The sequence below is a fragment of the Clostridioides sp. LIBA-2809 genome, assembly GCF_056688965.1.
In genome coordinates, this window is the sequence record NZ_CP197004.1 from 2,899,739 (window position 1) to 2,926,578 (window position 26,840).

The 26,840-nt window shown below is 28.6% G+C and carries 24 protein-coding genes; 7 read left to right on the plus strand and 17 right to left on the minus strand.

The genetic code is table 11. The features are described 5' to 3' along the window. Position 1 precedes the first annotated feature (1 nt). From ACTG44_RS13770 to ACTG44_RS13825, 12 genes are all read right to left on the minus strand, one after another. Positions 2-919: a carbohydrate ABC transporter permease gene (locus ACTG44_RS13770; RefSeq protein ID WP_021385409.1), complete on the minus strand. Its 918-nt coding sequence runs from the start codon at positions 917-919 to the stop codon at positions 2-4. A gap of 96 nt (positions 920-1,015) precedes the next feature. Further along, positions 1,016-2,308: an ABC transporter substrate-binding protein gene (locus ACTG44_RS13775; protein ID WP_479917240.1), complete on the minus strand. Its 1,293-nt coding sequence runs from the start codon at positions 2,306-2,308 to the stop codon at positions 1,016-1,018. 404 nt (positions 2,309-2,712) lie between these two features. After that, positions 2,713-3,453: an SIS domain-containing protein gene (locus tag ACTG44_RS13780; RefSeq protein ID WP_479920642.1), complete on the minus strand. Its 741-nt coding sequence runs from the start codon at positions 3,451-3,453 to the stop codon at positions 2,713-2,715. Between the two features lie 2 nt (positions 3,454-3,455). Beyond that, positions 3,456-4,715, minus strand: coding sequence for a PTS ascorbate transporter subunit IIC (locus ACTG44_RS13785; protein WP_479920643.1), 1,260 nt, complete (start codon positions 4,713-4,715; stop codon positions 3,456-3,458). A gap of 133 nt (positions 4,716-4,848) precedes the next feature. Continuing rightward, positions 4,849-5,127 (minus strand): PTS sugar transporter subunit IIB, encoded by a 279-nt coding sequence (locus tag ACTG44_RS13790; protein ID WP_021385399.1) that lies wholly within the window; start codon positions 5,125-5,127, stop codon positions 4,849-4,851. Positions 5,128-5,139: 12 nt separating this feature from the next. After that, the gene (locus ACTG44_RS13795) at positions 5,140-7,059 is read right to left on the minus strand and encodes a BglG family transcription antiterminator (protein WP_479920644.1); all 1,920 of its coding nucleotides are present in this window, start codon (positions 7,057-7,059) and stop codon (positions 5,140-5,142) included. 189 nt (positions 7,060-7,248) lie between these two features. Continuing rightward, complete coding sequence (locus ACTG44_RS13800) at positions 7,249-7,773, minus strand: hypothetical protein (RefSeq protein ID WP_021385431.1); 525 nt, start codon at positions 7,771-7,773, stop codon at positions 7,249-7,251. A 3-nt stretch (positions 7,774-7,776) separates the two neighbouring features. Then, positions 7,777-8,274 carry a pantetheine-phosphate adenylyltransferase gene (gene coaD, locus ACTG44_RS13805; protein ID WP_021385493.1) on the minus strand — a complete coding sequence of 166 codons (498 nt, stop codon included), beginning with the start codon at positions 8,272-8,274 and terminating at the stop codon, positions 7,777-7,779. A 1-nt stretch (position 8,275) separates the two neighbouring features. Next, positions 8,276-8,830, minus strand: coding sequence for a 16S rRNA (guanine(966)-N(2))-methyltransferase RsmD (gene rsmD, locus ACTG44_RS13810; protein WP_021385565.1), 555 nt, complete (start codon positions 8,828-8,830; stop codon positions 8,276-8,278). A gap of 58 nt (positions 8,831-8,888) precedes the next feature. Then, the gene (recG, locus tag ACTG44_RS13815) at positions 8,889-10,946 is read right to left on the minus strand and encodes an ATP-dependent DNA helicase RecG (protein WP_021385455.1); all 2,058 of its coding nucleotides are present in this window, start codon (positions 10,944-10,946) and stop codon (positions 8,889-8,891) included. An 80-nt stretch (positions 10,947-11,026) separates the two neighbouring features. Further along, on the minus strand, positions 11,027-12,670 hold the full coding sequence (locus ACTG44_RS13820) for a DAK2 domain-containing protein (RefSeq protein WP_479920645.1): 1,644 nt from the start codon (positions 12,668-12,670) through the stop codon (positions 11,027-11,029). A gap of 18 nt (positions 12,671-12,688) precedes the next feature. Further along, on the minus strand, positions 12,689-13,039 hold the full coding sequence (locus tag ACTG44_RS13825; RefSeq protein ID WP_021385398.1) for an Asp23/Gls24 family envelope stress response protein: 351 nt from the start codon (positions 13,037-13,039) through the stop codon (positions 12,689-12,691). A gap of 360 nt (positions 13,040-13,399) precedes the next feature. Between ACTG44_RS13825 and rpmB the strand changes: the two genes are divergently transcribed. Then, positions 13,400-13,588, plus strand: a complete 189-nt coding sequence (gene rpmB / locus ACTG44_RS13830; protein WP_003416297.1) for a 50S ribosomal protein L28 — start codon at positions 13,400-13,402, stop codon at positions 13,586-13,588. Positions 13,589-13,747: 159 nt separating this feature from the next. Here rpmB and ACTG44_RS13835 read toward each other — a convergent pair whose 3' ends face one another. Both ACTG44_RS13835 and ACTG44_RS13840 read right to left on the minus strand, forming a co-directional pair. Beyond that, positions 13,748-13,900, minus strand: a complete 153-nt coding sequence (locus tag ACTG44_RS13835; RefSeq protein ID WP_009893656.1) for a hypothetical protein — start codon at positions 13,898-13,900, stop codon at positions 13,748-13,750. Between the two features lie 97 nt (positions 13,901-13,997). Further along, positions 13,998-14,474 carry an Rpn family recombination-promoting nuclease/putative transposase gene (locus tag ACTG44_RS13840; protein ID WP_021385456.1) on the minus strand — a complete coding sequence of 159 codons (477 nt, stop codon included), beginning with the start codon at positions 14,472-14,474 and terminating at the stop codon, positions 13,998-14,000. Between the two features lie 218 nt (positions 14,475-14,692). On the opposite strand from ACTG44_RS13840, the gene ACTG44_RS13845 reads away from it, so the two are divergent. Continuing rightward, positions 14,693-15,454 carry a MerR family transcriptional regulator gene (locus ACTG44_RS13845; RefSeq protein WP_479920646.1) on the plus strand — a complete coding sequence of 254 codons (762 nt, stop codon included), beginning with the start codon at positions 14,693-14,695 and terminating at the stop codon, positions 15,452-15,454. A gap of 162 nt (positions 15,455-15,616) precedes the next feature. Here ACTG44_RS13845 and ACTG44_RS13850 read toward each other — a convergent pair whose 3' ends face one another. Further along, positions 15,617-17,545, minus strand: a complete 1,929-nt coding sequence (locus ACTG44_RS13850; RefSeq protein WP_479920647.1) for a BglG family transcription antiterminator — start codon at positions 17,543-17,545, stop codon at positions 15,617-15,619. Positions 17,546-17,784: 239 nt separating this feature from the next. On the opposite strand from ACTG44_RS13850, the gene ACTG44_RS13855 reads away from it, so the two are divergent. From ACTG44_RS13855 to ACTG44_RS13875, 5 genes are all read left to right on the plus strand, one after another. After that, complete coding sequence (locus ACTG44_RS13855) at positions 17,785-18,237, plus strand: PTS sugar transporter subunit IIA (RefSeq protein ID WP_479917247.1); 453 nt, start codon at positions 17,785-17,787, stop codon at positions 18,235-18,237. Positions 18,238-18,239: 2 nt separating this feature from the next. Then, positions 18,240-18,548 (plus strand): PTS fructose transporter subunit IIB, encoded by a 309-nt coding sequence (locus tag ACTG44_RS13860; protein ID WP_021385450.1) that lies wholly within the window; start codon positions 18,240-18,242, stop codon positions 18,546-18,548. Positions 18,549-18,662: 114 nt separating this feature from the next. Further along, on the plus strand, positions 18,663-19,769 hold the full coding sequence (locus ACTG44_RS13865) for a PTS fructose transporter subunit IIC (protein ID WP_479920648.1): 1,107 nt from the start codon (positions 18,663-18,665) through the stop codon (positions 19,767-19,769). 73 nt (positions 19,770-19,842) lie between these two features. Beyond that, positions 19,843-22,521, plus strand: a complete 2,679-nt coding sequence (mngB, locus tag ACTG44_RS13870) for a mannosylglycerate hydrolase (RefSeq protein ID WP_479920649.1) — start codon at positions 19,843-19,845, stop codon at positions 22,519-22,521. A gap of 157 nt (positions 22,522-22,678) precedes the next feature. Beyond that, positions 22,679-23,575 carry an ROK family protein gene (locus ACTG44_RS13875; RefSeq protein WP_479919231.1) on the plus strand — a complete coding sequence of 299 codons (897 nt, stop codon included), beginning with the start codon at positions 22,679-22,681 and terminating at the stop codon, positions 23,573-23,575. A gap of 205 nt (positions 23,576-23,780) precedes the next feature. Here ACTG44_RS13875 and ACTG44_RS13880 read toward each other — a convergent pair whose 3' ends face one another. Together ACTG44_RS13880 and ACTG44_RS13885 are read right to left on the minus strand one after the other, a co-directional pair. Continuing rightward, positions 23,781-26,117, minus strand: a complete 2,337-nt coding sequence (locus ACTG44_RS13880) for a sensor histidine kinase (protein ID WP_479920650.1) — start codon at positions 26,115-26,117, stop codon at positions 23,781-23,783. Next, positions 26,089-26,805: a response regulator transcription factor gene (locus ACTG44_RS13885; RefSeq protein WP_479917250.1), complete on the minus strand. Its 717-nt coding sequence runs from the start codon at positions 26,803-26,805 to the stop codon at positions 26,089-26,091. Before ACTG44_RS13885 ends, ACTG44_RS13880 begins: the two co-directional genes overlap by 29 nt. Positions 26,806-26,840: the final 35 nt, after the last annotated feature.

Here is a 26,840-nt window from a genome sequence, read left to right on the forward strand (position 1 = left end):
TCTAAATATCTGAACTATCTCGTTTTACAAATTTATTCTGAAAAATAGAGACTACAGCTATCAACAAGAATAATACATTTGCTACAGTCATTGCATATCCAGAATTAAAATTTTTAAAGTTTAAATTAAAAGCATGCATAACTATACTCATAGTAGATATACCTGGTCCTCCACCAGTTACAGTATAGATTAAGTCAAATACCTGTAATGACCATATAGTACCTAAAAACACAACCATTATTGTTGTTGGTTTTAATAAAGGAACCGTTATTTTCATAAATTCTTGAAGTTTTGTGGCTCCATCGACCTTTGCCACTTCATAACAATGTTTTGGCAAATTCATTATCCCTGAAATATAAATTACCATAAAATAACCTATATTTTTCCACATAGATATAAACATAAGTGTAGGTAGTGCAGTCTTACTATCTCCTAAAAGTTTAGATGACTCTATTCCAAAAGCACCTAATACTTGATATACAATTGAACCTTCTCCATTTAGTAAAGCTCTCCATACCATACCTATCAAAACCATAGATGATAATACTGGTATAAATATCGCACCTTTAGCAAATGAAGCTATTTTACTATTTCCCTTTCCAGTAATCCAAACTGCCAAAACCAATGATAAAATAGTTTGGCAAGGTACTACAATAAGAGTAAATTTAATTGTATTTATAATAGATACTTTTAGTGTTTCATCTGTAAATAATTTTTTATAGTTTTCTAAACCTATAAAAGTAGCTGGACTAATAATGTTGTACTTTGTAAAACTAAAATATATTGACATTATTATTGGTATTACATAAAATGCTACTAGAATTATACCTAATGGCAATATATAAATATATGGTTTAATATTTAATCTTGTTTTTTTCTTTTTTGAATTTGCTTCAAAATCCCTAACTAAGTTTTCCATTTTATCCTCTCCAATATAAATATTAGCATTGTACTTATGATACAATGCTAATTTTATTCTGCAAGATACTATGAAACGTCTTACAGCCGTAAACTTTTATTGTGCTAATAAATCATTTGAATATTTTGCAGCATCATCTAATGCTTGTTTTGGCGTTTTATCTCCTGAAATCATTGTTTGAAGTTCTTTCCATAAATATTCATATATTTCAACTCCATGAGGTCCTACAACCAATGGTCTATATATATCCTTGTCATTTTCAACCATTTCTTTGAATCTTTCATCACCTTGATATGGTTCACCTTTTGTTATTGGTGCTCTTGGTATTGCTTTATGGAATTCTGTCATTGATTCAACACTTAACATGTGCTGTATTAGTTTATATGCAAGTTCTTTATTTTTTGCTGATGACATTAAAGATAGATGGTCTACTGCTCCAAAAGTCGCAGCTTTCTTATCCTCTAACCCAGTTACAAATCCCCAATTTAAATCTGGGAATGATTTATCAAATACACTTGTTGCAGCAGAAGATAGCATTACTGTAAATGCTGCTTTTCCTGGTCCAAATACACTTTCTATTATTTCATTACTATCTTTAGATAAAGAATCTTCAGGCACATATGCTTGTAATTCTTTTAAGAAATTCGCTGCTTCTAAACCATTTTTATTATTAAACTTAACTGATTTTAAATCATCATTATATATATCTCCACCAGCTTGCCATAAATAAGGGTACCAGTTCCAATTTAAGTTACCGAAAGTTTTAGCTCCCCATCCTTGAGCCAATCCCCATTGGTCTATCTTTCCATCACCATCAGTATCTTGTGTTGCTTTTTTACAGATTCTTTTAAAATCTTCCCATGTTTTAGGAGGTTTTTCTCCTATTTTTTCTAAAATATCCTTGTTATAATACAGTACACCTGGATTTGCTGCTTGGAATGGCATTCCATACATTCCACCCATCATTTCAGATGTCTTTATATAAATAGATTGTTCCTTATCTTCTTTAGTTGCATAATTAGTCAAATCTTCTACTGCTCCACTTTGTATAAACTGTGGATACATTTCCGCATACATGTATCCTACATCTGGACCTTCATCAGCACTTATAGCTGTTGCAAATTTTTCAGAATAATTCTCCCAAGGAATTATCTGCAAATCTACTTCACAGTTATTCTTTTCCTCAAATTTATCTAAAATAGGGTCCCAAACTTCCTTCATATTGTCTTCTACTGGTGGCATCCAAAGAACTAGCTTTTCTTTTTCTCCATCCTTTTTTGAATCTTTTCCATTTCCGCTTGAACACCCTGTTATAAGTGTTGTAGTCATAATTGCCACCATAGCTAGTGAACATAATTTTTTTAACATACCCACTCTTATTCCCTCCATCTTATTTTCTTTTTCATTATAATTCTACATATTTTTATTCCATTTAAAATATTATCAAAGCATGTATTTATTGTCTAATCAGTTTTTTCTATGCATTTTTTTTTATTATAGTTTTTTTCTATGACAACGTTTTCTAAAATTCCAAAAATAATATTTTACCATATCTAATCAGTCAGTAAATAAGGTTTTATCTTCATTTAATACCATTACTCAACAATAAAGGAAGTGTCTCAAAATGAATTTTTTAGTTCATGAAGCACTCTTTTTTGCATGAAATCAAATATCTTTTTATTATTTCAACAATAAAAAGAGGCTTATCTCTATTTTGAGACATCCTCTTTATTTTATACTACTTATTTATATTGTTATAATACTTTAGAATTTATTAAAACATATTCTTCACCTTAATACTCATAGTGAATTACACTTTTATACTCCTCAAAAATCTTCTTATTTAATTCATCTCCACCATCTATATTTGCACTATGAAAAATTGGTGGATTCTTTAATCCTCTATCAACTAACTCTTGTGTAATTTGAGCTATAATAGAATTCATTATAGTAGTTGCAATTACAGTAGAAGTTGGACTAACTCTTTGATTTAGACCATCTATTTCTACACAGGCATCTCCCTTTTTACCGTGATTATCTATCACCAAATCACATACTTCATAAAGATTTTTTCCTGAAGAATGCCTTGAAGATACGCTCTTTGAGTAACTTAAATTAGTTATACATATTACTATTGCATTCTTTTCTTTAGCCTCTATAGCAAATTCTATACTTACTGGATTTCTACCAGATACCGAGTGAACTATAACTACATCTCCTTCTTTAATTGGAGTCTTACTAGATAACGCTGAGCCATATCCTTCTAATCTTTCCATCTTACTAGTATGAGTTATAGGTGATGTATCTAGCATTAAGGATTTTGCAAATACCGGATTTATAAGAACACACCCACCTGCTCTGTAGAACAATTCTTCTGTTAGTATTCCTGCATGTGAAGCACCAAAAGAAAATATTGCTTTTTTATTTTCTATTGCTTCAACAAGTATTTGTACTGCTTTTTCCATATTAGCTTTTTCTTCATTTTCAATTATATTGATTAATCTTTTTATCTCATTTATGTATTTAAATTCCATATCTATAATACTCCTCCAAGTAATGAACCTATAAACTTACTGATTATTCCAAATAGAGAAAGGTCGTTACCTCCAAATATTAGTATCCAGTTTTGAATAGTCCCTGAGTAAATTACAGCAGATATTCCTACTAAAGCTACCATAAATATTGCAGCTACAGCTGTACCTATTATAGCTCCACGTATACCACCTTGAGATTCTCCTATTACAGCTGCTGCTCCACATTCAAAGAATGAAGTTATAACAAGTGGTATAAGTAACATATTAAATACATTAAAGTAGTTACATATTAAAATCATAGTTGTAGATGTTAACATAGCAACTAAGAATCCTATTAATACAGCATTAGGCTTATAGTTAAATAATATTGGACAATCAAAAGCTGGTAGTGCATTTGGTACAACTTTTTCTGATATACCTTGGAATGCTGGCATTATTTGATTTATTAACATTCTTACACCATGAAGCATTATTATAAGACCTGCCCCAAAAGAAAGACCTTGTTTTATTGCATATGTTCCAATAAACTCATTAGTATCTTTAAACGCATCTGGTATCACTATTCCAACAACTATAAACATTAGAAATACTGCCATTCCTCCACTTATAGATATTTCTCTAAAGAATGATATACTTTGAGGTATGTTTATATCTTCTGTAGATTTTTCTTTATTTCCTACTAACTTTGCAATAAATCCAGATATAAGTGCTAAACAACCCGATGGATGCCCTAGTGTAAACGATTCGTCTCCAATAACATCAAATACATACTTTCTTAATAACCATGGCATTATTGACCAATAAAGAGCTGATAATACTGCTGCAAAAGCGATTAATACTCCACCACTTAATCCCGCTTCAACTCCTGATGCTACAAATATAAATGGGAACCAGTAAAGCATGTGGCCTGTTAAAAAGATAGTCTTAATAGGTGTAAACCTCGCTATCATTAAGTGAAGAGCCAGACCTACAAACATGGCTAAACCTATAACACCTCCATAACTTGCAGTAAAAGTGACATCACTTAAACCTTTTGTTACTGCACCACCACTTATACTTTGGAAAGCTCCATTAATTGGTGCTATTGAGCTAACTAACATACCTGTTCCAGTCTCCATAATTATGATTCCAAAAGCTGCAAGTAATGACCCTTTTATAACATCCGATGCTTTCTTTTTCTGTAATATAAGACCAAATGCTGCTATCAATCCAATTAACATAGATGGATTACGTAAAATATTATTTGAAATAAAATCAAGCATTATATTTTTTTAGTGATAGGTCAACTATTTAAGTTTTCTAACACTAAATTCCTCCTCCCCTTATTACTACTTTTACTTTTAATAATCTTTTATTTTTTGTTACTTATTTTAAATTTACTTTTGAAAATTTACACTATTTCTTATCATTTAAGAAAGCTTGAACAACTTCTTTAACTTCTGATAAGTCCATATACTTCTTAACAGGATATACTGGTACATTGCAAGTTCCTTTTAATTCGTTTAATAGTTCTTGACTTGTAAATATACAGTCACAATCAGTTCCTCTAGCTGAGTTTATGTCTGTATTTTCTACTTCCCCCTCTATATCTAACTGTTTTAGAACCTTTTGTATTGTCATTTTTAATACCATTGATGAGCCTACACCAAATCCACATACTGCTAATATTTTCATTTTTCATTCCTCCTAATTTTGTCTATTTATAAGTTCTAGTATTGAACTTTTATCACTGTTAAGTATCAACTTTATATTTTCTTCTTCATACATCATCTCTGATAATGATGCCAATGCTCTAATGTGAGTAGTATTATCTATGGCAGCTAATACCATGAATATGTTTACTGGCTTTCCTAATAAGTCAACTTCCTCTTCCACTATAAGTAAAGACATTGCAAGCTTGTTTACCCCTTCTTTAGAACTTGCATGTGGTAGAGCAAATCTATCAGCTAAAACAATATAAGGTCCATATTTTTCAACTGATTTTATCATATTTTCTATATATAACTCTTCTATAGAGTTATCTTCCAATAAAGGCTTTGATGCTATTTTTATTGCCTCCTTCCAATCTTTAACGCTACTTATTATGTTGACTCTTTCTTCATTAATTAATTCCTTTAACATTGGTTGATATATCTCTCCTTCATCTATCTTGTGTATTATGTTTAATAAATCAGACTTTAGTGCTTCTTCATTATTAATAACTCCATTTTTTCTTATAGCCTGTATTATTAGTTCAAGATTGAAATATTTATCATTTTCTTTTACACTTGTTAGTTTGTTCATAAGTAATTGAATATCTGATGCTGTTAAAAGAGGATTTACAACTATTACATTACTTACATCTTGTATATCTATGGTCGTAATTATGTAATCGTAGTATACTTTTACTTCTTTTAATTGCTTAATGGACACTATTCCCACTATTTCTATAGTTGGTATATATTTGTATAACTGTATTTCCAAGCTTTTTGATACCATAAGGCCATTAGGACAAACTAGCAAGACTTTATTTCTTCTTAGACCATTATCTCTAGAACCTCTTAAGTATCCACCAAAATAGGCTGCTATAAATCCTATTTCTTCTTCCCTTATCCCCTCAAATACAGGAAACTCTTCTTCATTCTCTATAATTGATTTTATAATTTTATAAAGTGACTCATGTTTATACTTAGTCTCATCTAGCATAGGATTGCTAATAGGAAACTTAAATCTTATTCTGTTGTAAGAAGAATGTAGGTGCCTTAAAATATTTTTTTTAAATTCATGCTTACTTTCTAATTTTATTGCTGTATTTACTTCAAACTTGTCTATAAGTTTATCTACATATTCTTCAACAATATCTTCCTTAACTTCACTATTTAAACTAGGAAGTGAACTTACATAAGTACACATATAGGCCTGTTCATTTTCATTTGCTTCTTCACATAAAAGGTCTTTACAATTATTAAAGTAAGCAATCTTTTTGGCTTCATTTAGATATTTGTATGAGTATAATGTTTTCCCATCTCTTATTCTTTTATTTACAAATTCTGTAAACTTAGTTAGATTTAATAAGGAGTAATCTGTAAGGTTTATACATCCTTTTGTATCAAATCTAGTTACTTCCTTACTTACACAATTAATTTCTAGTACATTTTCTTGTGTAAGTAATAAAAATAGTTCTCTAATAACGTATTCATCACCTATAATTTTGTATTTTCCATTGTACTCTAATTTCAATCCCATTGTTTGAAGGTATTTTTTTACATCTGTTATTGTTTGCACTACTGTGTTTTTTGAAAGTAACATTTCATTTGTTAGTTTTTCTATTGATATTTTTTCACCAAGTAATATTTTGTTTAATATAAAAATTTTTCTATAGTCACTATCTAAAAATTTATCTTCTTCAGTTGAAATTATTTTTCTTGCATTAACTAAATTACCTTCAAATGTAAATTTATGTTTTACATTTTTTATATTACCATTTTTTCCTAGTTGTTTATTTATAGCTAAGATATCATAATAAATAGTTCTCTTTGATACATTAAACTTTTCTTGTAATTCTTGTGATGTTACATTATTGTTTTTAATAATAAAACCTAATATTTTTTTAGCCCTCTCTTTCATACTACCTCCTTAATTTTATTATCTATATTTTCTATATATAATTCCATACCAAATAATTGCACATGATTTAATATTATTTTATACTTTTGCACATTTTAACTCTGTTCTAAAATAAATGCTAATAAAAAAGAGCTATCGCAAATCATTTAAAATCATTTGTACGACAGCCCCATTCTATTAACTTAAAATTTATTTTTTAGGTCTAAGTTCATTCTTATCTCTTTTTACTTCTTCTAATATTTCCTTCAAATTGTACTCAACACTAGAAAGCACATCTTCTGCATACTCAATTGACCCAATTCTTATCTCATTTGCTATTCTTTCAGCTCTATCAACTATCTCCTTAGCTCTTTGGTCTGCTTGAACAACAGGTTCACTTGATTCTACGTATGCTTTTACCACATCTTCAGAATTTTTCTTTAATTCTTCTATATTCTCATGATATTCTTGTTGTATTCTTTCAGCTTCTTTTTTTGCTTGTTCAACTATATTTGCAGCATCTTGCTTAGCTTGGCTTATTATTTTATTTCTTTCTTTATTAATCCATACTGCTTGTGTTACTTCCTCTGGTATCAAAGTTCTTATATCGTTAATTATAGCCAAAACTTCGTCTTTATCTACAGTACATTTATGTGAGAAAGGAATTGTAGAGGCACTTCTAAACATCTCCTCTAACTGTTCAAATAGTTCAATCATTTCTAAATCTATCTTCATATATCAATTACCCCCAGTAGTTTTTTTCTTTAATTCTTCCAAAACAATCTTTGGAACCAAATTTTTTATATCAGCATCAAAGAGCAAAACCTCTTTTATTAAAGATGAGCTTATAAATGAGTATTTTGTACAGCTTGGTAAAATTATAGTCTCTATATCTGGATTAAGTTCTCTATTCATATGAGCCATTTGAAGTTCATAATCAACATCAGCACCACTTCTTACACCTCTAACTAATGCTCCAATCCCATTTTCTTGACAGTAATTTATTAATAAACCATTAAAAGTTACAACTTTTATATTATTTAAATGGCTTGTACTTTTTTCTATAAGCTTTACTCTCTCATCAAAGCTAAATAGACCCTTTTTATTAGGATTATTTAATACTCCTATTTGTAATTCGTCAAATAACTTCGAAGCCCTGCAAATAATATCTAAATGTCCATTAGTAATTGGGTCAAAGCTTCCTGCAAATATAGCTTTTCTAGGTTTATTTTCCATATTATGCCTCCATCTTATAAAAAGTTAATGTAGTATTTCCATATTTCTTATCTCTAGTTTTTTCTAATTTACATATTTTATCTGGAAACAAATCATTAGTATCATGTTCTACAACTATTATTCCATCTTCATTCAACAAATTAGAATTATCAATTTTTTCAATAGCTTCTATAAACATATTTTTATAATACGGAGGGTCCATAAAAATTATGTCAAATTTACTATTTTGTAACTTAAGTTTATCTACAGCAGATTTAAAATCGAGGTTTAGAATAATACTTTCATTTTCAACTCTTGCCTTTTTTATATTAGACTTAACAATATCTATACTTTCCTTACTGATATCTACAAAAGTACATGCCTTGGCACCTCTAGATAAACACTCTATTCCTAAAGAACCAGTCCCAGCAAATAAATCTAGAACTTCACTTTCCATTACATATGAATTTATTATATTAAATAGAGATTCTTTTACTCTATCTGTAGTTGGCCTTACATCTTCATTTTTTGGAGTATTTAGTTTTAATCCTCTCGCTTTTCCTGAAATTACTCTCAATATGACAATCTCCCTTCAGCACATTATTACATTAATAATATTTTAACATAATTTAAAATTAATTTAATGAAATTTCTTTCACTATATCTTTGAATTTATCTATAATTTCTTTTTTAAGTGGCATGTTTTCTTTCAATTGTAGATTATTATCTTCACCTAATATATATCGAGCTTCTTGCTGTGCTAACTTTAATATTTTTATATGCTTAAACAGGTTTGCTACCTTAAGTTCTGGAAGCCCATGTTGCCTTGTCCCAAAAAATTCTCCAGGACCTCTTATTTCTAAATCTTTCTCTGAAATCTTAAAACCATCATTTGTCTCTTCCATTATAGCCATTCGCTGTCTGCATACATCTGTTTTAGAATCATAAATTAGTACACAATAAGATTTATGACTTCCTCTTCCAACTCGACCTCTGAGCTGATGTAATTGTGCAAGCCCAAATCTCTCTGCATTTTCTATTATCATTAATGTCGCATTTGGCACATTAACACCAACTTCTATAACTGTTGTTGAAACTAAAATATCTATTTCTTTATTTTTAAAACGACCCATTACTTCGTCTTTTTCACTCGACTTCATTTTACCATGAAGCAATCCAAGCCTTAAATCTTGGAAATATTCAGCTCTTAATTCCTCTACAAGTTCAACAGCTGATTTAGCTTCTATAGCTTCACTTTCTTCCACCAGAGGACATACAATATACACCTGTCTCCCTGATTCAACCTCTCTTCTTACAAGATTGTTGTACGCTCTATCCCTCTTACTCTTCTCAATGGCAAGTGTTTCTATTGGCTGTCTTCCTGGAGGAAGTTCATCTATAATAGAAATATCTAAATCTCCATAAAGTATAAGTGCTAAGGTTCTTGGTATTGGTGTTGCTGTCATTACTAATATATCGGGATTTGCACCTTTCATGGAAAGTTTACTTCTTTGCATAACTCCAAATCTATGTTGCTCATCCGTTATAACTAAACCAATATTATTAAATTCAACCTTGTCTTCTATTAGTGCATGTGTTCCTATCAATATATCAATTTCATTGTTTTTGATTTGTTCTAAAACTGTATCCTTTTGTTTTTTTGTAAGGCTACCTATCAATAAACCTACATTTATGCCAAAATCTTTCAGGGACTCCGTAAGGGAAATATAGTGTTGTCCTGCTAATATCTCTGTTGGTGCCATCAAAGCTCCTTGATATCCATTTAAAACGCAATTTGCAAGTGCTAAAAGTGCTACTACTGTCTTACCACTCCCTACGTCACCTTGAACTAGTCTATTCATTATTTTATCAGAATTCATATCTTGTATAATTTCATCCAATGCTCTATTTTGAGCTTTAGTCAATTTAAATGGTAACGCACTCGTTATATTTTTTAAATCTTTACTGATTTCAAATTTTATTCCATCTTCTTTATTTCTTCCACTTTTAAACACAAACAAGCCTAGCTGTAGTATGAGTAATTCTTCAAATACAATTCTATATAAAGCTATTTTTAACGATTCTTTATTGCTTGGTGAATGTATATTTCTAACCGCAAAATCTATATTGCATAGCCTATATTTTTCTATAATTCTCTTTGGCATATATTCTTGTATAATTAGCTCTTTATCTTCAAGTACTGTTCTAATTATACTCATAATTTCTTTATTTGTAACACCATATGTAAGCTGGTACACAGGCATAAATCTACATGTATTCTTAGGCGAATTAGTAAGATATTCTAACTCACATGATGTAAGTTCTAAACTATTAAATTTCTTCTTAACCTTACCAAAAACTAATATCGAATCACCTGGGCGAAATGTATTTTTTATATAACTCTTATTAAAAAACACTAATTTAGCTGAGCCAGTCTCATCCTTTACATCAATTTTTGTTAAAGTCATACCTTCTTTGGGACTAAACGTATTTATACTCGATATTACTGCTTTTATTGTAACTTTCTCATCATCCTCTAATTGTGCTATTTTCTTTAGATTATTTCTATCTTCAAATTGCCTTGGAAAATAATACAATAAGTCTTTTAAGGTAAATATTCCCAACTTATTTAGCTTATCTGCCTTTTTCGGTCCTATTCCTTTAACATATTGAACATCTTTATATAAATCCAACAAATATATCACCTACTACACAAAAATCCTGTACAACCAACTTTATAAAAGCTACTTGGTCATACAGGTTCTTATAATCATTATTCAACTGAAATTAAGTAATAATAAAGAGGTTGTCCTCCATAATATAATTCTACATCTACATCTTCAAACTTTTCTTCTAAAGAAGTACGTAGTTCATTTGCTTGAGATTCTGTAACATCTTCACCAAAGAATAATGTTATTATAGCAGTATCTTCATCAAACAACTTTTCAATAAGGTTTGATGTTACTTCATCTACATAATCTCCTGCTGATAATAAATTTCCTTCTGCAATTCCAATTATATTACCTTCTTTAACATCAATTTCATTCATTACTGTATCCCTAACAGCAAAAGTTACTTGACCTGATTTAACTGAATTTAAAGCATTCATCATAGCTTCTTTATTCTCATCTTCACTTAACTCTCCATTAAATGTTACTAATGCAGCAAATCCTTGAGGTGTGTTTTTTGTAGGTATAACTATTATGTTTTTCTCACTCAATTCTTTAGCTTGATTAGCAGCCATTATTATATTACTGTTATTTGGGAAAATAAATATATTTTTGGCATTTATATTCTTTATGGCATTCATAAAGTCTTCTGTGCTTGGATTCATCGTTTGACCACCTTCTATTATATGGTCAACTCCAAAGTCTTTAAATATATTTGCCAATCCTTCACCCATAGAAGTAGCTATAAATCCAAACTCTTTTTCTTCTTCTAAAGGCTCATCTTCTTTTTCTTTCTTCTCTTCTACATCTAATAATGTGTTTTCATGTTGTAACTTCATGTTTTCTATTTTTATAGTTAATAATTGACCATACTTTAGAGCTTCCTGAATCACATTTCCTGGGTCATTAGTGTGTACATGTACCTTTATGACTCCATCGTCTCCAACTACTGCTAAGCTATCACCATAAGCCATCATTATATCTCTTATTTTAGTGTCTTCTACCTTAGAACTTTCTAGTATAAATTCTGTACAGTAACAGTATTTTATATCCTCTGTACTAGTAGTACTCTTTGCAAAGTCCATACTCGCTGAAGTATTAACATCCAAGCTAGCATTTTTTATTTCTATATTATTTCCCTTTATAGAAGCTAACATTCCTTCGTATATAAGTACAAGACCTTTTCCACCAGAGTCAACTACACCAGCATCTCTTAGATTTTTTAGAAGGTCTGGAGTTCTTTCTAATGAAGCATTAGATTCCTTTACAAGCATACTTAAAAACTTTACTATATCTTTTTCTTTTTTGGCAGCTTTTATTGCAAATTCTCCACTTTCTCTAACTACAGTAAGTATAGTACCTTCAATTGGCTTTATGACAGCTTTATATGCTGTATCTGAGCCATTTTTGAAAGCTCTTGCTAAATCATCTGTTGATAATTTACTTTTTCCTTCTATAGATTTAGCTATACCTCTTATTATTTGTGAAAGTATAACTCCTGAGTTTCCTCTAGCTCCCATTAAAGAACCTTTAGATAATGCCTTTCCTATGTCCGATATGTTATCAGTTTCCACTTTTGCTAATTCTTTTAAGGCATAAGATATAGTTAATGACATATTAGTTCCTGTATCTCCATCTGGTACAGGGAATACATTTAACTTGTCAACCAAATCTTTATTGTTTTGGAGATTGTTTGCACCTGAAATAAACATCTCTCTTAACCTTTTACCATCTATATACTGAATCATTTGTTTCCTCCTATGAAATTACTTAACTCTTATTCCTTGTACATTAATATCAATTCTAGTGACTCTTACACCAGTCATTTTTTCAACTACGTATTTTACTCTATCTATTATATTATTGGCAACAGTAGATATATTTGTACCATATTGTATTATAACATAAAGTTCTATTGCTATGGCATCTTCTTCAACTTCTTCAACTCTAACACCTTTCGTAGCATTTTCGCCTTTCAATAACTCTACTATTCCTTTAGATTTATATGCTAAACCTACTAAACCATAACTTTCCATTGCAGCTCTATATATGACTTGAGCTATTACTTGATTATCTATTTCTATACTTCCATATTGATTCGTTACCTTTGCACTCATGGTTGACCCCCTTAAGCTTATTTTTATTAAAAATATTTCTTAATTTATTTTTTACTATTTTTACTTATTTATTATATAAAATTATAATCATATCATACTATAAATATGGTATAATTTAAACCTAGAAAATTTTTTGGATAAAATTTCTTCTATAGTATATATATTGAAAGAAAAATAATAATTATTTTCCAAATATATTTACTTTATATAGAATTATATATATAATTTTATATGATAATAAGAAATTCTTCAATATGTGTAAGGCAAATATATATTTCTATTGCAAATTTTTGTTATTTATGATAATATAAATATGTTTTTAGTCTTTAAATAGTTATCATTTTAAGGAGGTGTGCGTAGATGGCAAAAGTATGTAGCGTATGTGGTAAAGGTAAGGTTTCTGGAAACCAAGTATCACACTCAAATAAACATAATAAAAGAACATGGTCAGCTAACTTAAGAAGCGTAAGAGCGATTATAGATGGAGCTCCTAAGAGAGTAAAAGTTTGTACTAGATGTTTACGTTCTGGTAAAATTGAAAGAGCTTAGTAACCACGTTTAAAAGCCTACTTCCGTAAGTAGGCTTTTTAATTTAATCATTTTTACTCTTTCTCATGAATTTTAAGATTATATTTGAAATCCATTTTGGTAACTTTATTGTTACTACTTTCATCAATACTCACCCCACACTTTATAGTTAAAATTATTTTAACAAAAAAATAATAATGCTCCACATCCAATAAGTATTAATGCGGTAAGTGCTGACCAAATCCAGCCAGGAAGCAACATTGACAAAATTACAGCCATTCCTGTTGCCAGACATAGTATTCCTAGCAATACCTTAGACTTGTTATTTCTCATGGAACACCTCCACATAGAACTTGTATCTATAAATATTTTCATATTCAAGTTTATGCGATAGTTTTCCATTTTAGACCAACAAACATAATATGTAATTTTAATTTTTTATACTAGAATTATTACTCTCTTCTGATATAGATTCTATCATATCTAAAATACCTCTTTTTCTACTTAATCTTTCAGGTCCGCTATATAAAACCACTGGTATGACTTTAGGAAGTTTAAAATTTTTATCTTCTATTTCCTCAAGGCTCTTTTTCATGATAAAGCTTTTCCAAATTTGCTCTCTATATGATTTTAATCTTGGTACAATATCGGTATCCATTTCTGTTTGAAACTCCAATACTATATAATGTGATACCTTATGTTTTTTAGAAAAGACCTTATAAATTATATCAACTTCCTTTCCTTTATATTCACATATAAAAGATGTTTCTAACTCTATATTTTTAAGAGTTAATTCTTTTGCTATTGAGACACTTGTAAAATTTTGAATCAAACTTAAAAAACTTTCTTTATCTGAATACATTTTTCTATACTCTTCTCGTTTTTCGTTGCTTCTTTTTAAATTCATACAGTTCCTCCTATTTTACGGACTCTCTATATTTTAATAGAGAAAATCTATAAATTTTATTTTTTAATTTTCACTAGTGAGTATTGACACTTGTGTGTAAAATATCCAGTAAAGATATTTTTTTATATTTTTATTAAAAGATATAAATTTTTATATTTTAATATATTGACATTGACGTTACGTAAAAGTGTATATTTAATTTATAGGAGGTACTACTCATGGAATATACAGTTCAAAAATTAAGTAAAATAGCTGGTATAAGCACTAGAACACTTAGATACTATGATGAAATTGAGCTTCTTAAACCGCTTAAAATAAATTCCTCAGGCTATCGTATATACGGTCAAAATGAAGTTAATAAACTGCAACAGATACTTTTTTATAGAGAATTAGGGATTAGCTTAGAAAATATAAAAAGCATTGTAAATTCACCAACTTTTGATAGTCTAAGTGCGTTAAAAGAACATCATACTAAGTTACTAGCTAAAAGAAAACAAATTGATTTGCTAATAGAGAATGTAACCAAAACTATAGCTCTAAAGGAGGAAAAATGTACTATGACAGATATAGAAAAATTTGAGGGTTTTAAAGAAAAATTGATTTATGAAAATGAAAAAAATTACGGAACTGAAATTAGAGAAAAATATGGTAAAGATGCTGTAGATACATCAAATAAAAAGCTTAAAAATATGTCTAAAGAAGATTATGAAGATTGGCAAAATCTAAGTATTGAAATAATTAGCAAACTTAAAAAAGCTTTTAAAACTGGTGATGCTTCCAATGAACTTTCTCAAGAAGTTGCAAGATTACATCATAAATGGCTGAGTTACACTTGGAATACATATTCTAAGGAAGCCCATGCCTCTTTAGCACAGATGTATGTATGTGATGAACGTTTTACATCATACTATGATAAAGAACAGCCAGGGCTAGCAAAGTTTTTGAGAGATGCTATAGTAATATATGCAAAAAATAAATAACATAAAATAATAAGTCTCAAGTTTAAGTAAACTTGAGACTTATTATTTAATAACTGTACATCAATATACAACAATATGCAAATCCATTACTTACGTTTATTTATACTTAATTAATAAAAAATATTTTATTGAATTTTTATAAAGCTTATGTACTATAAAAGTCTATATTATAGATTTGATTATAGAAATAAAATTCTCAAAATCATTACAGTTAGATATATTATTTCTAATATCGCTATCATTAATTATCTTTAAAAAGATGTCATAAATGGAGTTCATTTTTATATAATCATCTTTATTTATAGCTAACATTATAACTAACTTAACAGTAGAATCTTTGTTCCAATAAATTGGTTCTTCTAGTATAGAAATACAAATCTTGGTTTTTATAGAACTTAATTCCATAGGATGAGGTATTGCTAAAAAGTCATCTATATTCGTAGAGGACAAGCTTTCTCTATAAAATACGGATTCTGTAAATGATGGAAATACAATTTCATTTTTAGTTAATTGATTACACATTAAATTTATAAGTTCATCCTTGTCCTTAACTTTAGGAGCAACAATAAATAAATTTTTATCAAAAAAATTCTCCAAAAGATTACTATAAGTATGAGAATCATTAGTTATTGATTTAGATATATTCTCAATATCTTTTTTTAGTAGTTTTAAATCTACTAATACAACAGGTATACTACTATGACTTAAAGGAATAGTTGATATTATTATATCTACATTTGATAATTCACTCGCCAAAAATTGATTAAAAGATAAACACTTAAGTATATTTATTTTTTCATGGAAAACTTTATTTAGTTGAACCTCTAATAATCTACTTGAACCATATCCTGAACCACATACTAATACTACATTTTTACATTTAATATTATTTTGAAAAAATCTCTCAATTCCAGCACCTATGTGAAGGGATACATATCCTACTTCATCTTCTGTTAAAGAGTAAATACTCTTTTTAAAAACTTTTTCTATAGCATTTAAAGTTATTTCAAATGCTAAAGGATAATTGCTTTTTATTGTATTTATAAGAGGATTAACCTTATTTAAATTATATGATTTAGAATTTAAGATAGATTTAAAGTGGAGTACTAAATCATTAAATAATACATTATCATCTCTAAGATCAAAGGTGTATTGATTGTTGATTGCATCTAAAAGTTCTTCAACATATTCTATAATCTTAGTGTCTACCCCCTTGGAAACGGTATCTACAGGATAACTTTTAGATATAAAATGATTGTATAGATAAATCCTATCTGCCTTTGAAATAGTTATATTATATTTAGTCTCAATATAATCAAATATATTTTCGACAGCTATATTTAATTCAAAGTCTGTTAAAACAATATCTAATATATTATCTAAACAGTAACCATCAAGTATTCTACTTATAGTAATTGCTAAATGAATAATAAAGTTTTTTAAGTTAAAATCTAGGAAATTGATATTAAATTTATTGATTTCACGTAATACTATTTTTTGTAGCTCTATTAAATCTACATTATTAAATAATTCTATTTCTCTATCTGTAATTCCAATTATATAATTCTCAAAATCTCGATTTATTATATTATTAGAAATACATCTTCGAATATCTATTTCTTTCCCTTCAACTTTCACTCCATAGTATGGTTTTGAAACTAGTATTAAATCATATTTTGACAAAATAGGCTTTATTCTTTTTATATCATTTAATATTGTGACCTTACTTACATACAAGCTATTAGCTAAATCTTCTAGTTTTATATATGTATTGTTATAAAGAATATATTTTAAAATATATTGATTTCTTTCCATAGGAGAGTCTGGTATTTCGCTAGAATCCATAATATCATCAGATATTACTGCTAAATATTGTTGGTATAATCCTAAATTCAGAATATCTATATAATAACCTTCCCCTTTTTTTATTTTAATGATAGCACCATTTTTCTCTAAAGTTTCATTTATAGAAGTAATATCAGTTCTTATAGTTCTTTCACTCACCTTTAAATGATTACTTAAAGCTTTACAAGTGATTTTATCATCACTTTCATTTAATAATTTAAACAAAGTGAGTAATCTCTTATGCATAAGTATTCCCCTCCCCTTATAGAATTTCTTCTAAAATTATACTATTTACATTCCTATTATACAATTAGTCTAATAAAATTGTATGATAATAATTAATTTCCAGTTTAAAGTGGAAATTAGTTATTATCATAATATAAATTTCCATGTCGAAGTGGAAATTAGTTATGTTTAATTTAATCAAGATAGCGTTTACAATAGAAATATAAGTTAAGACATTAAGAAATGGAGTGGGAAAATATATGGTAATACAAGAAAAAAATATATTTATAGATAAAGACTTAAAAAGTAAAGAAGAAGTATTAAACTTTATTGCAAAGAGTGCTTATAGTTTAGGTATTACATCTAATAAAGATGCTCTTTTGGAAGACCTTTTGAAGAGAGAAAATGAATTTCCAACAGGAATACGGGATGGATTTGCAATCCCCCACACAAAAAGTGCAAATGTAAAGGAAGCGTCTATACTCTATATTAAAACAAATCAAGAATTAGAATGGAAAACCTTAGATGATAGTAAAGTTAGATATGTATTTAGCTTACTAGCTCCACAAGAAAACGAAGGAAATATACATTTGAAAACTTTATCAAAATTAGCTACATGTCTAATGGAAGATGATTTTACAAGTGAAGTTAAAAATGCTAGTGATGTAAATCATTTAGTAAAATATATAACTAATAAAATGAAGGAGGAATAATTATGAAAATAGTAGCAATAACATCATGTATAGCAGGGTTAGCACACACACCAATGGCAGCAAAAGCTTTAGAACAAGCTGCCTCAAAAATGGGTCATGAAATCAAAGTAGAACAACAAGGGGCTATGGGTCAAGTAAATGCTATAACAAAAGAAGAAGCCAAAAGTGCAGACTTCGTACTTATAGCATCTGACCAAACTATATCTGGAATGGAAAGGTTTGATGGTAAAAAAGTAATAAAAGTTAAAATAGGTGTTGCTTTAAAAAAACCAGAAGCTGTTTTAACAAAGTGTATAGAAGCTATCTCTTAATAAAAAAATCTCACCCTAATATAGAATGAGAAAAATAAAAAAATAAAAAATTGTCTAATGTAATTATAACATATTATCAAAAAATATAACAAACTTATATAGGAGGAATTAAAAATGAGTAAAAAAAATAAATCTCTTCTAAGTGAACTCAAAGGTCACTTAATGACAGGAATTTCATATATATTACCACTTATAATAGGCTCATCTTTAGTTGTGGCTATACCAAAGCTTACAGCTTTAGCAATGGGAATAACAAGTTTAGATGCTTATGCTGATGTATCAGGATTCTATCATACGCTTTATTTAATGGAACAAGTTGGTTGGACTGGCATAGATCTACTAAATACTGTATTAGCAGGATTTATAGCATTTTCAATAGGTGAAAAACCAGCTATAGGAGCAGGTTTTATTGGTGGGCTTATAGCAAGTAATACCAATGCAGGATTCTTAGGAGCAGTAATAGCAGGTTTCTTCGCTGGTTATGTTTGTAAATTTTTAAAGGAAAAAATTAAAATATCTGGTTCCGCAGCAGGAATGATGCCACTTATCATAATGCCACTTATCACAGTTGGATTAACTGGCTTCTTAATGAGTGTTATCTTAGCAGGACCTTTAGGAAATATAAATACTTCATTAAATGCTTGGGTAGCTGAAATGTGTCAAAACGGAACAAATTCGGTAGTATTAGCTTTAATTTTAGGAGCAATGATAGGATTTGATTTGGGTGGACCAGTAAACAAAGCAGCTTGGATGGCAGGAAATGCGTTAATGTTAGAAGGTATCTATTTACCAGCAATATTAGTAAACTGTGCAATAGTTATACCTCCATTAGGATATGGTTTAGCTACATTTGTAAGAAAATCAAGATTCTCTAAGACATTAGCTGAAACAGGAAAAGGTAATATAGTTATGGGTATAATCGGAATAACAGAAGGTGCAATCCCCTTCACTTTAACAAATCCCTTAAAATTAGTTCCTGTTAATATGATAGGGTGTGCTTTAGGTGTAGGATTAGCAGCTTTATTAGGTGCACATGCTATAATGCCTCCAGTTGGTGGATTATATGGATTTATATCAGTAGGTTCTGGATGGGCTTACTTAGTTGGTGCAATATTTGGTGCTTTAGTAATAGCAGTATTATCAACAACTTTAGTGGATTTTAAAGAAGAAGAAACTGATGAAGATACAGAATTTGATGAAATAGAATTGGATATAATGTAAGTCAACAGCTTAATTTTAAGTAATCGAGAATTGAGATTAACCTCAATTCTCAATTAAATTTTGGGAGGGTTTTATGAAAAAGACAAAAGTACATGTAGTTCCACATAGTCACTGGGATAGAGAGTGGTATTTTACAACATCACGATCAAAAATATATCTAATGAAAGATTTTCAAGATATCTTAGATACATTAGAAAAACAAGAAGACTTTAAATATTTTATGATGGATGCACAAGCTTCTCTCTTGGATGACTATTTAAAGTGGAGACCTCAAGATGAAGATAGAATAAGAAACTTAGTTCAAAGAAAAAAGTTAATTATAGGACCTTGGTACACTCAAACAGACCAATTAGTCATATCAGGAGAATCCATAGTTAGAAACCTTTATTATGGAATAGAGAGATGTAATGAATTTGGTAAACCTATGAAAATTGGATATGTACCAGATTCTTTTGGTCAATCAGCCCAAATGCCACAGATATATAAAGGTTTTGGAATAGATAGTTCATTATTCTGGCGTGGAGTTTCTGATGACATGGTAAAAACAACAGAATTTATGTGGAAGGGTTCAGATGGTTCAAAAGTATTAGCAGTTCAGATACCATTTGGTTATTATTATGGTGGTAATATACCAGAAGATGATTCTGATTTAAAAGAATACTTAAAAGATACAATTGGAAAACTTAAGAATAAAGCATCTACTAACAATGTGTATTTCCCAAATGGATTTGACCAAGCACCAATAAGAAAAAATCTTCCTGAGATATTGAAAAAAGCTAATAAAATAGATGTAGAAAATGACTATGAAATAAGTAGTATAGAAAACTATATTACATCAGTGAGAAATGAGAGAAATGAATTTTCAGAACTTGAAGGAGAATTTGTAAATGCTAAACATATGAGAATACACAAATCAATATTCTCATCAAGGTCAGACCTTAAGATTATGAATAACAAATTAGAAAACTATATTACAAATGTACTTGAGCCATTATTAACATTAAGTTATTCACTTGGAAATGAATACCCTCACCTTGTTCTAAAGGATATATGGAAGCTTATGTTTGAAAATGCAGCTCATGATAGTATTGGTTCTTGCAATAGTGACACAACAAATGAAGATGTATACACAAGATACAAACAAGCTAGAGATTTAAGTATAAATTTATTAGATTTGCATATGAGGCTTATAAGCACTCAAATCAAAAATAATAATGAAGAAATAACATTAACAATATTCAACGGATTGCCAGAAGTTAGAAACGAAGTTGTTGAATTTGATGCTTATATTCCAGGTGAAAACTTTGTAATAAAGAATAAAAACGGAGAAATTCTTAATTATGTAGTAAAGGAAAAAGAAGATATTACAGATTATGTACTAACTCAAACAATAAGATTAAATCCAAGCAAAAAAATATACATACCAGAAACTGTATATAGAGCAAAAATTGCTCTTTCAGTAAAAGATATACCACCAATGGGATATACTCAGTTAGTATTTGAACTAGATACTAAAAATCACTTTGAAATAAAAATAAGTAATTCCAAAGAAATAGAAAATAAATACTACAAAATAACTGCCAATGAAAATGGTTCAGTAGAAATACTAGACAAAGAATCTAATAAAATTTACAAAAACCAAGCTGTAATTGAAGATAATGGAGATGATGGAGATTCATATAACTACTCTCCACCAAGAGAAGATATTTATATATCGTCTTTAGATTCTGTATCTTTAGTAGAAGTACTAAAGTCAGATGTTCAGGAAGAAATGATACTTAAATATTCATTAATGATACCAGCTTCACTAGAAGAAAGAGCTAAAGGTAAAGTTTCTGTAAAAATGCCTATAAAAATGAAAATTACATTAGAGCCTAAAGAACAAATAATTAAGTTTAATGTTAATATAAAAAATGACAGAGCATTATCTCATAGAGTAAGAGTTTTATTTAATACTGAAATAGCGTCTAAGTTTTCTATAGCAGATCAACAGTTTGGAATAACACAAAGACCAACAGTATTAGAAGAAGATATTGCATTATGGGAAAGAGATAATCAATCATGGCAAGAAAAACCCATAACTATTGAACCAATGCAAAGTTTTGTTACTCTAGAAAATGGGCAAAGAGGGGTAGCATTATTGACTGAGAGTGTAAGAGAATATCAAATAGTTGGTGTTAACCTAGATACAATAGCATTAACATTATTCAGGTCATTTGGATATATGGGAAGAGAAAACTTACTTTATAGACCAGGCAGAGCTTCTGGCGAAAAAATAATACCAACACCAGATGCGCAATTACTTAAAGAATTAAACTTTGACTTTGGGCTTTACATTTACAATAGTCAGTTTGATGAAGCAAATGTAGCTAATACCGCCAAGAGATTCTTAACACCTATACAAATATATGAGTATGCAGACTTCTTAAATGGTAGACTTATATTTGCATTTAGAGATGAAGAACAAATATATGAAAATGAATACAGTTTGATGAATGTAGATGGTTCAGATTTTACTGTAAGTGCAATAAAGAAAGAAGAAAAGGGAGATGGAATTGTAATTAGAATCTTCAATGGTATGAAAAATAAAGATACTAAGGGAAGTTTTAATATTAATAGAAATATTACTAGTGCTTATAGTGCAATGCTGGATGAAAGCTATGATAACACTAATAAGTGTGAAGTAAATGTAAAAACTGTAGAAATAAATTCTTTAGCACATTGTAAAGTACAAACAATAGTAATTAAATAATATAAATGGCTTATATAAGATTTCATTCTTTATAAGCCTTTTTATAGATTATATAAAACACTAAAAGTTATTGATATAATCTATAATATATACAATAAAATCCGAAAATTTATATTATGAAAAATATGAATGTACACAAAATATAGGGGGAAAAATCATGAATTATTATATAGGTATTGATATAGGTGGAACCAACATAAGAGCTGCTATATTAAATGAAAACTATGGAATGGTAGATAAAATTAAGATACAAAATAATGTATCAGAAGGACCATACAAAAATATAGGTAACTTATGTAATTATATAAAAGAAAGATGGGGCAAATACAGCATAAAATCTATAGGTGTAGGGTGTCCAGGTCCACTAGATTTAAGACAAGGAAAGATTTTAAATCCACCTAATTTACTAGGTTGGGAAAATTTTGAGATAAAAAAATTTATAGAAACCGAGTTTGGTATTCCTGTAGCTGTTAACAATGATGCTAATGTAGCAGGATATGGTGAAGCTAAAGTAGGTTCTGGAAAAGATGCAGAAAGTGTGTATTATATGACTCTATCAACTGGTATTGGTGGTGGATACATATATAAAGGAGAAATTGTAAATGGGTTTAATAATGTAGCAGCAGAGTTGTGTAATATGATTATTAATGAAGATACTTACTCTCATTCTGGATTAAACAAAGGAGCTTTGGAAGGTCAATGTAGTGGAGTTAATATATCTAGAATTGCTACTGAAAAATTAAACAAACACATCTCTACAAAGGAAGTTTTTGAACAAGCTCAATTAAAAAATCCTTATTGCATGGAAATTATAAATAACTGGGTAATAAATATGTCAAAGGCAATAGCCAATATCATAGTAATAGTAGACCCAGAGGTTATAGTACTTGGAGGTTCTATAATACTACATAATAGCACTTACTTAAAAGATATAGTGTACCAAGTTGAAAAAATGGTTTTTGAAACTGTTAATGTTAATATAAAGTTAGCAGAAATAGGAGATGATGCAGGATTAATAGGAAGTGCCATATTGGCAACTTCATTGATTCATTAATAAAGTATTTTTTTATCTAGAGTAAAATTATAAAGATAAGAATACAACAGGATATACATAATATGTTTTATAAACTAAAAAAGGTGAATCCAGTATATCAGGATTCACCTTTTTATTTGTACAAATTAACATTATATTTCAAGACAACTTTTACAAAATTTTATTTTATAGAATCTATAGTTATAATCTGTGATAGAGGTCTAATCTATTTTTTATTAAAAGTAATTGTAACTTTAAATAAGTCTCCATCTACACTTATATTCATCTTACCACCCTGTAACTCTACAAAACTTTTTGCTATTGCTAGACCAAGTCCAGAGCCTTCTGTATTACGTGACTTATCCCCTCTTACAAATCTCTCCATTATATCATCTACACTAAAATCAATCTCAGTTGCAGACATATTCTTAAGCATAATAGTTACTTTATTATCTGTTTCTAAAATATCAATATACACTCTTGAACTTGGCATTGCATACTTACTTATATTTATTATAAGATTTTCAAATACTCTAAATGTACGCTGACTATCCAGTGGTAATATTATTTTTTCACTAGAAAAATTATTTTTTAATATTAGAGATGAATCTGCAATTTTGTCATCTAACTCTAAAAGTGTCTGTTTCATTAGAGATACAATATCTACATTTACTATATTCAAATGTACATCTCCACTATTTACCTTACTTACTTCAAACAAGTCTTCTATTAAGTGTTGTAATCTTTGTGATTTTCTATCCAATGTATCAATATACAATCTGCGATTTTCTTCTGTTATACTTTCATCTTTTAATAAATCTATATAAGTGATTATAGATGTTAAAGGTGTTTTTAAGTCATGTGATACATTTGATATAAGCTCTGTTTTCATCTTTTGACTCTTAACTTCTTCATCAACAGCTTTTTTAAATCCAGTTTGAATATTTCCTAGTTCATCTTTTATAGGATTAAAGAATCCTAAATCTTTTTCCATATTTACTTCTAAGTTTCCATCTGAAATTTTCTTAGTAACATCCAAAAGTTGATTATATTCACATACTGTCTTTTTAGAATAATCTGATAGTACTTTAAATAAAACTATTGAGTAAATTATTGCAAGTATTATCCCAAAGAACCACATACTACACATTATAACTATAATTACTAAGTTTACTCCCAGAATTATAGCTATAGTTTTATTTGGTTTTTCTTTTAAATTTATTGTTCTAATTTGATTAATAACCTTTTTCCATGTTTTTCTAAACCATACAAAAAACATTCCTGTTACAGTATTCTTTACAAAATACTCTCTTATTCCAACATTTAAAATATGTTTTAAAAGTGTTATAAATACAAATATTATTGAGAAGATTACAAACCAATAAGTTAGATTCATCAAGCTTACCAATATACTTGCCATTTTAGCACTTATATCATTATTTATTAGATACTCTACATAATTTCCATTCAAGGTATCACTTATTATACCAGTTGGATATAAGTCTACAATCCCCTGTACAATAGCAACGGCAATAAAAAGTATCTCCAATGGTATTCTTGATAATGTATCAAATCCTAGTAACTCCTTAGATTTTCTATATGGGAATGCTAAAGCCACAATCACGACTATAGCTAACATAATTTTTAAAATCATTCCAGAAATTTTATAATAAGAATTATTTTCTACATTGTTTATATATCCACTTATATTATCGCTGTTATAAATACTTCCATAACCATACCCTGCACTATCATCTTTGCTTATTACTTTAGGAATAGCATATACTAATGTTACATTTTTTATTGGTGTTAGTTTATATGAAATTGAATTTTCACCTAAATTTGTATTCATTAAATCTTCTCTTGCTTTAGATAATAGCATTTGATTAATAACTTTTTGATTTACTCCATAAGAATCGACAACATTTACTTTTCCATCTTTATCAAAATTCATTACAACATAAAATCTATAATTTTCTTTTATACCCTTAATCTTATTTTGTCTTTCTTCGTCACTCATTGTTGTATTTTTTGTTTGATTTTCATCAGAATTTTCTCCTGAACTATCATTCTTTGTTGTATCAAGAGCTCTTAATTCTTTATCTTCATTAAAAAGTTCGAAATTTTTTTCTTTATCAACTAAATAATATTTTAAATTTTTTCCTGAATCATTAATAAAAGACTCCCAACTTTCAAAGTTTTCATTAAAATCTGCATTAATACTATCATCTGTATAATAGCTTTCTGAACCCTCATATGAGTTTTTTTCTTTGCCCACATTTTTTATATAGTTCATAGTTTCTTCATTTATAAAAAGCTTTGATGGTTGTATCATTTTTCCTTCTTGATCTTCTTTCATATTGTGATATAAAACATAACTTCCTTTATATATATCATCTACAAAATTTTCTTGTTCAAATGGATTTTTAGCTCCACCTTTAGCACCTGCTTGTATAGTAGAATATTGACTAACCATTCCTAATGATGCTGATAACATAAGTATAAAAACTATAATAGTAACTATATATTTATCTTTAAATTTTTTCAATTTTGTATCCAACACCCCACACCACCTTCAAATATTTTGGATTTTTTGGGTCTATCTCTATTTTTTCTCTTATATTCCTAACATGTACCATAACTGTATCTGTATTTACAGCATTCTCATTCCAAACTCTTTCGTATATTTCATCAGCAGAAAAAACTCTTCCTGCATTTCTCATAAGTAAACTTAGTATTTTAAATTCTATAGGAGTTGTTTTTATATATTTTCCATCAATACTAACTTCTTTTGTATTTTCATTTAATTCTAATCCACCTATTGCAAATACGCTATCATTAGCTTCTACACTTTGCTCTTTATCTCCAACCATGTTTAGATACTTAGTATATCTTCTAAGTTGTGAATTAACCCTAGCCAATAACTCTAATGGCTTAAAAGGTTTTGTCACATAATCATCTGCTCCTATATTAAGCCCCATTATTTTATCAACTTCCTCTGATTTTGCAGATAACATTATTACTGGAAAATTATGATTTTCTCTAAGCTTCATTGTAAGTGTTATTCCATCCATCTTAGGCATCATTATATCAACTATTGCCAGATGTATCTCTTGATTTTCTATAACCTTAAGCCCTTCCAATCCATTGTATCCCTTAAAAACATTATACCCTTGATTTAATAGGTATATTTCTATAGCATCTGCTATTTCTTTTTCATCTTCTACCACCAAAATATTATATGAATTCATTTTAATCTCCTTTATATCAATTAGTTTGTAAATTT